This is a genomic window from Bacteroides sp. AM54-2NS (assembly GCF_003602935.1).
In the GTDB taxonomy this organism is placed as follows: domain Bacteria; phylum Bacteroidota; class Bacteroidia; order Bacteroidales; family Bacteroidaceae; genus Bacteroides; species Bacteroides xylanisolvens.
Genome location: NZ_QTMZ01000054.1, coordinates 22,583 through 29,230, shown reverse-complemented (window position 1 = coordinate 29,230; position 6,648 = coordinate 22,583). Strand labels below are relative to the sequence as shown.

Here is a 6,648-nt window from a genome sequence, read left to right as displayed (position 1 = left end):
GTATACGGTTCCGCCCTTTCAGGGCTTGTGGCTGGTGTGTTTTTTTCGTAGGGCGTTGCCCTACGCTATATAATTAAGCCCTTTCAGGGCACCCCAATAAATATATAATTGTAAGGCTTTCAGCCTAACTGCAAAATTCCCATTTAACCGATAAATTCTCATTTATCGAACAAATAAAAGATACTTGAAAAATGAAATTCAAAAAGATTCTTCTTTCATTGCTAATTTGTTTGTCTTGTTTTGTACAGGCAAAGAATATAACCATCAGTCGTCTTACCTGTGAGATGCAGGAGGGACTGGTAGTGGTCGAAGGTTCACCCCGTTTGGGCTGGGTGATGGAATCGCCGGAAAATGGGACACGACAATCTGCCTATGAGATTGATATTCGGGAAGCTTTTACAGGGCGTTCCGTTTGGAATAGTGGGAAGGTTTATTCTTCGCAGAGCCAGTTAGTTTCTACAAAGGGGGCAGATATACGTCCTGATAACTCATTTAATTATAGTTGGCGCGTTCGTGTTTGGGATGAAACAGATACACCTTCCGAGTGGAGCAATGAAGCGAAATTCCGGGCAGTACCCGAAAGATTATCTTCGGGGCAGTGGATTGGAGCTATTACCCGACAAAATGCTCATTTACCGGAAGGGCGTAAGTTCCACGGTGGAGAGCTGAAGAAACCGGAAGTGAAAGCTGCTTGGGAAGCAGTGGACACTTTGGCAAAGAAAAGTATTTGTTTGAGAAGAACATTCCAGGTAGGAGATGCGAAAGAAGGGGGTGCAAACCGTAAACCGGGCAAGAAAATAGTGGAGGCAACGGCATACGTTTGTGGTCTGGGATTCTATGAGTTTTCTTTGAATGGCAAAAAGGTGGGTAACAGTGAGTTTGCCCCATTGTGGAGTGATTATGATAAAACTGTTTACTATAACACATACGATGTGACGGAACAATTGCGGCGTGGTGAAAATGTCGTAGGAATCTTATTGGGGAATGGATTCTATAATGTGCAGGGGGGGCGTTATCGCAAATTACAGATCAGCTTTGGTCCTCCCACACTTTTATTTGAGCTGGTTATTAACTACGAAGATGGAACATGTACGACGGTTCATTCCGATAATAATTGGAAATATGATTTTAGTCCGGTAACCTTCAATTGCATATATGGAGGAGAAGATTATGATGCGCGTCGTGAACAGAAAGGATGGAATCAGATTGGCTTTGATGACAGTCATTGGCGTCCGGTAGTCATGCAGGAAGCTCCTAAAGGAATACTTCGTCCACAGATGGCGGCTCCGGTGAAAATCATGGAACGGTATGATATTCAAAAGGTAACCAAACTAAATGCGGACCAAGTTGCATCAGCTTCTGTATCAACTAAGAGAACAGTCGATCCTTCTGCTTTTGTGTTGGATATGGGACAGAATCTGGCTGGCTTTCCGGAAATAACAGTACGTGGCAAACGTGGTCAGAAAGTGACTTTGATTGTAGCCGAAGCATTGACAGAGGAAGGTGCTTGCAATCAGCGTCAGACAGGGCGTCAACACTATTACGAATACACTCTGAAAGGGGAAGGCGATGAAACCTGGCACCCTCGTTTCTCTTATTATGGTTTTAGATATATTCAGGTAGAGGGGGCTGTCTTAAAAGGACAGAAGAATCCGCAGAAATTGCCTGTATTAAAGAATATTCAATCCTGTTTCGTATATAATTCAGCCAAGAAAGTTTCCACTTTCGAATCATCCAACCGGATATTTAATGCTGCCCATCGATTGATCGAGAAAGCGGTTCGCAGCAATATGCAGTCTGTGTTTACGGATTGTCCGCATCGTGAGAAACTTGGGTGGCTGGAACAGGTACATCTGAATGGTACGGGTTTGTTGTATAACTATGATTTGACAGCATACGCTCCGCAGATTATGCAGAATATGGCAGATGCACAACATTCCAACGGGGCCATGCCGACAACTGCTCCGGAATACGTGATTTTTGAAGGTCCGGGTATGGATGCTTTTGCCGAATCTCCGGAGTGGGGTGGTTCTTTGGTTATTTTCCCTTTTATGTACTATGAGACTTATGGAGACGATTCATTGATTAAGAAATATTATCCGAATATGCGTCGTTATGTGGATTATCTCAAGACTCGTGCAGATAAGGGTATTCTTTCTTTCGGATTGGGAGACTGGTATGATTACGGAGATTTTCGTGCGGGATTCTCACGGAATACACCCGTTCCTTTGGTGGCTACTGCGCATTATTACATGACAGTCATGTATTTGGTACAAGCCGCGAGAATGGTAGGTAATGACTTTGACATTCATTATTACACTTCGTTGGCACAGGATATAATGGTTGCATTTAATAAATGTTTTCTTCATAAAGATACGGCACAATATGGTACAGGAAGCCAATGTAGTAATGCGCTTCCGCTGTTCCTCCAAATGACGCAGGATGCAGATGAACAAGGTAACTACCGACCGGATGCAGATTTGAATGAGAAAGTATTCGCGAATCTGATAAAAGATGTGGAAGCACATGGCAACCGTTTGACTACCGGTGATGTGGGAAACCGTTATCTGATTCAGACATTGGCGCGTAATGGAGAACATGAACTTATTTATAAGATGTTCAATCATGAAGAAGCTCCCGGATATGGTTTCCAGTTGAAATTCGGCGCTACAACTTTGACCGAGCAGTGGGACCCCCGTCAAGGTTCTTCTTGGAATCACTTTATGATGGGACAGATTGATGAATGGTTCTTCAATTCGCTGGTCGGTATTCGTCCTTCTACCACTACAAAACAAGGTTATCAGAAGTTCATCATCGCTCCCCAACCTGTGGGAGATTTGAAATACGTCAAAGCGTCGTATGAAACTTTATACGGTACTATTAATGTGGACTGGACTTGTGAGAATGGGACTTTCACTTTAAACGTGTCTGTTCCGGTGAATACTACCGCTGTTGTTTATCTCCCGGGCGGAAAAGAACCGAAAGAAATACAGAGCGGAACATATCAATTGGTTTGTGCAAAATGAAAGAGACATTTTATATATATTTGTAGAATGAAAAACAATGTATTCATATAAAAAATCATGCAGCATCTTTATTTTAATCATGTAGCATGTTTGAAAAAAACATTTCAATGATTGTTTTCAAACATTGGGAAGAAAAAAAGATTCTATTAGCATGATTTTTTAGAAGGAAACGATGAAATATACTTTAATAATATCGATTATGAATTTACGAACAACTCTTATCGTCTTTCTTTGCTTCTGTGCAACCACAGTTCTTCGTGCCGAGCGTGTAGATATGCTGAAGGCCGGTGCAAAAGCAAATGGCAAGACTCTTAATACAAAGCTAATCAATTCAACAATTGACCGTTTGAACCGTGGTGGCGGAGGTACTCTTTTCTTTCCTGCCGGAATTTACCTGACGGGGAGTATCCATCTGAAAAGTAATATTACACTGGAGTTGGAAGCCGGAGCTACCTTGCTCTTTTCCGATAACTTTGATGACTATCTTCCTTTTGTCGAGGTTCGTCATGAAGGAGTGATGATGAAAAGTTTCCAGCCTTTGATTTATGCGGTAGATGCCGAGAATATTACGATCAAAGGAGAAGGAACTTTGGACGGACAAGGAAAGAAATGGTGGATGGAGTTCTTTCGTGTCATGATTGATTTGAAAGACAATGGCATGCGTGATGTGAATAAATATCAGCCAATGTGGGATGCAGCAAATGATACGACAGCAATTTATGCTGAAACGAACAAGGATTATGTAAATACATTGCAACGTCGCTTTTTCCGTCCTCCGTTCATTCAGCCCGTTCGTTGTAAGAAAGTAAAGATTGAAGGAGTGAAAATCATAAATTCTCCCTTTTGGACGGTCAATCCGGAGTTTTGTGACAATGTAACCATAAAGGGGATCACCATAGATAATGCGCCCTCACCAAATACGGACGGAGTGAATCCGGAATCCTGCCGCAACGTACATATCAGCGACTGCCATATATCAGTAGGAGACGATTGCATCACAATCAAGTCCGGAAGAGATGCGCAGGCCCGTCGTTTGGGAGTACCTTGCGAGAATATCACTATCACCAACTGTACCATGCTTTCCGGTCATGGAGGTGTTGTTATCGGCAGCGAGATGAGTGGGAGTGTGCGTAAAGTTACTATTTCCAATTGCGTGTTTGACGGAACAGATCGTGGAATCCGTATTAAGTCGACCCGTGGAAGGGGAGGAGTCGTTGAAGATATTCGTGTCAGCAACGTCGTAATGAGCAACATTAAACAGGAAGCTGTCGTATTGAATTTGAAATACAGTAAAATGCCTGCCGAACCTAAGAGTGAACGCACTCCGATATTCCGTAACGTACATATCAGCGGAATGACTGTGACAAACGTAAAGACTCCGATCAAAATAGTGGGCTTGGAAGAAGCGCCGATATCTGACATCGTTTTGCGTGATATTCACATTCAAGAAGGGAAACAGAAATGTATCTTCGAAAATTGTGAACGTATCACGATGGATGACGTAATCGTCAATGGTGAAGTAATTAAAAGCACCACAGATACTACAGATTAACACAGATTTTTAATTCGACTAAATTATAAGAATAATAAATCTGTGAAAATCTGTGTAATCTGTGGTGAAAAAACAACTTACATAAATTAAAAATAAATGAAACGAATCCTTTTTACTATGCTTCTTGCCGCATCTCTTTCGGCCGAAGCCCAGACGCAAACATACGAGACGGAATTTGCCCGTCCCTTGAATGAAGTACTGACGGATATACAGAACCGTTTCGGAGTCCGTTTGAAATATGACATTGATACGGTGGGAAAAGTGCTGCCTTATGCCGATTTCCGTATTCGTCCTTATTCCGTGGAAGAATCCTTGACGAATGTATTGGCACCTTTCGATTATAAATTTGTTAAGCAGAAAGGAAATATGTATAAGCTGAAAGCATACGAGTATCCACGTCGTACAGATGCAGACGGAGAGAAGATGCTGGCTTATCTGAATACACTCTATACAGACCGACAGTCTTTTCAACTTCGTGCCGATTCTCTGAAAAAAGAGGTACGTCAGCGTTTAGGTATCGATACTTTGTTGGCTCAATGTGTCAAATCCAAACCTATTCTTTCAAAGATACGTAAGTTTGATGGCTATACCGTGCAGAATTTCGCGCTTGAAACACTTCCCGGGTTATACGTTTGCGGTTCTATCTATACGCCCCAATCGAAAGGAAAACATGCGTTGATAATCTGCCTAACGGACATTTTGGTGGCGGACGTTATCGGGAAGACCAACAACAACGTATGGGAACTTTAGCACGTATGGGAGCTGTTTGTGTAGACTATGATTTGTTCGGATGGGGAGAGTCGGCTTTGCAAGTGGGCAGTGCGGCACACCGTAGTAGTGCGGCGCACACTATTCAGGCAATGAACGGCTTACTGATTCTTGACTACATGCTTGCTTCCCGTAAGGACATTGATACCAGCCGTATCGGTACGAATGGCGGTTCGGGTGGAGGTACCCATACTGTATTGTTGAGCGTATTGGATGATCGTTTCACCGCTTCAGCTCCGGTGGTGAGCCTGGCTTCTCACTTCGACGGTGGTTGTCCCTGCGAAAGCGGAATGCCTATTCAACTATCTGCAGGAGGAACCTGTAATGCGGAATTAGCCGCTACTTTTGCTCCTCGTCCACAACTGATCGTATCGGATGGCGGCGACTGGACGGCCAGTGTTCCTACTCTTGAATTTCCTTATCTGCAACGAATCTACGGATTCTACCAGGCAAAAGATAAAGTAACGAATGTACATCTTCCCAAAGAGAAACATGACTTTGGCCCGAATAAGCGGAATGCTGTTTATGACTTCTTCGCAGAAGTATTCAAATTGGATAAAAAGATGTTGGATGAAAGCAAGGTCACCATTGAACCGGAATCCGCTATGTATAGTTTTGGCGAAAAAGGAGCTTTGCTTCCTGAAGGCGCCATCCGTTCTTTTGACAAGGTAGCTGCTTATTTTGACAAGAAGGCTTTTGCTAATTTAAAATCAGATGCTTCTCTCGAAAAGAAAGCCATCGACTGGGTAGCTTCTTTAGAGTTGAACGATGATAAAAAAGCAGGTTTTGCAGTAACTGCCATTTATAATCATCTTCGTAAAGTGCGTGACTGGCACAATGAGCACCCTTATACAACAATCCCCGAGGGTATCAATCCCCTGACAGGCAAACCGCTTTCTAAGCTCGACCGTGAAATGATTGCAGATTCTGCTATGCCGAAAGAAGTGCATGAAAGGCTAATGAAAGATTTACGCAGAGTATTGACGGAAGAACAGATTGAACAAATCCTGGATAAATACACGGTAGGTAAAGTTGCTTTTACCTTGAAAGGTTATCAGCCATCGTGCCCAATATGACGGAGGAGGAAACGACTTTTGTTCTGGAACAGTTGAAACTGGCTCGCGAACAGGCTATTGACTACAAGAATATGAAGCAGATTTCTGCTATCTTCGAAATTTATAAAACCAAATGCGAACAGTATTTCAATGAGCATGGTCGCAACTGGCGGCAGATGTTCAAAGATTACGTGAATAAGCGAAACGCAGAAAAGAAGGCTCAAGGAAAGAAATAAATGAGGGTAAA

General features: G+C 42.8%; 2 protein-coding genes and 1 pseudogene. All 3 read left to right on the top strand.

Annotated elements, in window-relative coordinates; genetic code table 11:
• Nucleotides 1-191 precede the first annotated feature (191 nt).
• Nucleotides 192-3,026, top strand: a complete 2,835-nt coding sequence (locus DXA05_RS22395; RefSeq protein WP_165861548.1) for a glycoside hydrolase family 78 protein — start codon at nucleotides 192-194, stop codon at nucleotides 3,024-3,026.
• Between the two features lie 199 nt (nucleotides 3,027-3,225).
• Complete coding sequence (locus DXA05_RS22390) at nucleotides 3,226-4,578, top strand: glycoside hydrolase family 28 protein (RefSeq protein WP_008022219.1); 1,353 nt, start codon at nucleotides 3,226-3,228, stop codon at nucleotides 4,576-4,578.
• Nucleotides 4,579-4,674: 96 nt separating this feature from the next.
• A pseudogene (locus tag DXA05_RS22385) lies at nucleotides 4,675-6,637 on the top strand (DUF3826 domain-containing protein).
• Nucleotides 6,638-6,648 lie beyond the last annotated feature (11 nt).

What these genes read in the sequence shown, in the direction of transcription:
- DXA05_RS22395 (WP_165861548.1), top strand. Translation starts at nt 192, where the DNA reads ATGAAATTCAAAAAGATTCTTCTTTCATTGCTAATTTGTTTGTCTTGT.
- DXA05_RS22390 (WP_008022219.1), top strand. Translation starts at nt 3,226, where the DNA reads ATGAATTTACGAACAACTCTTATCGTCTTTCTTTGCTTCTGTGCAACC.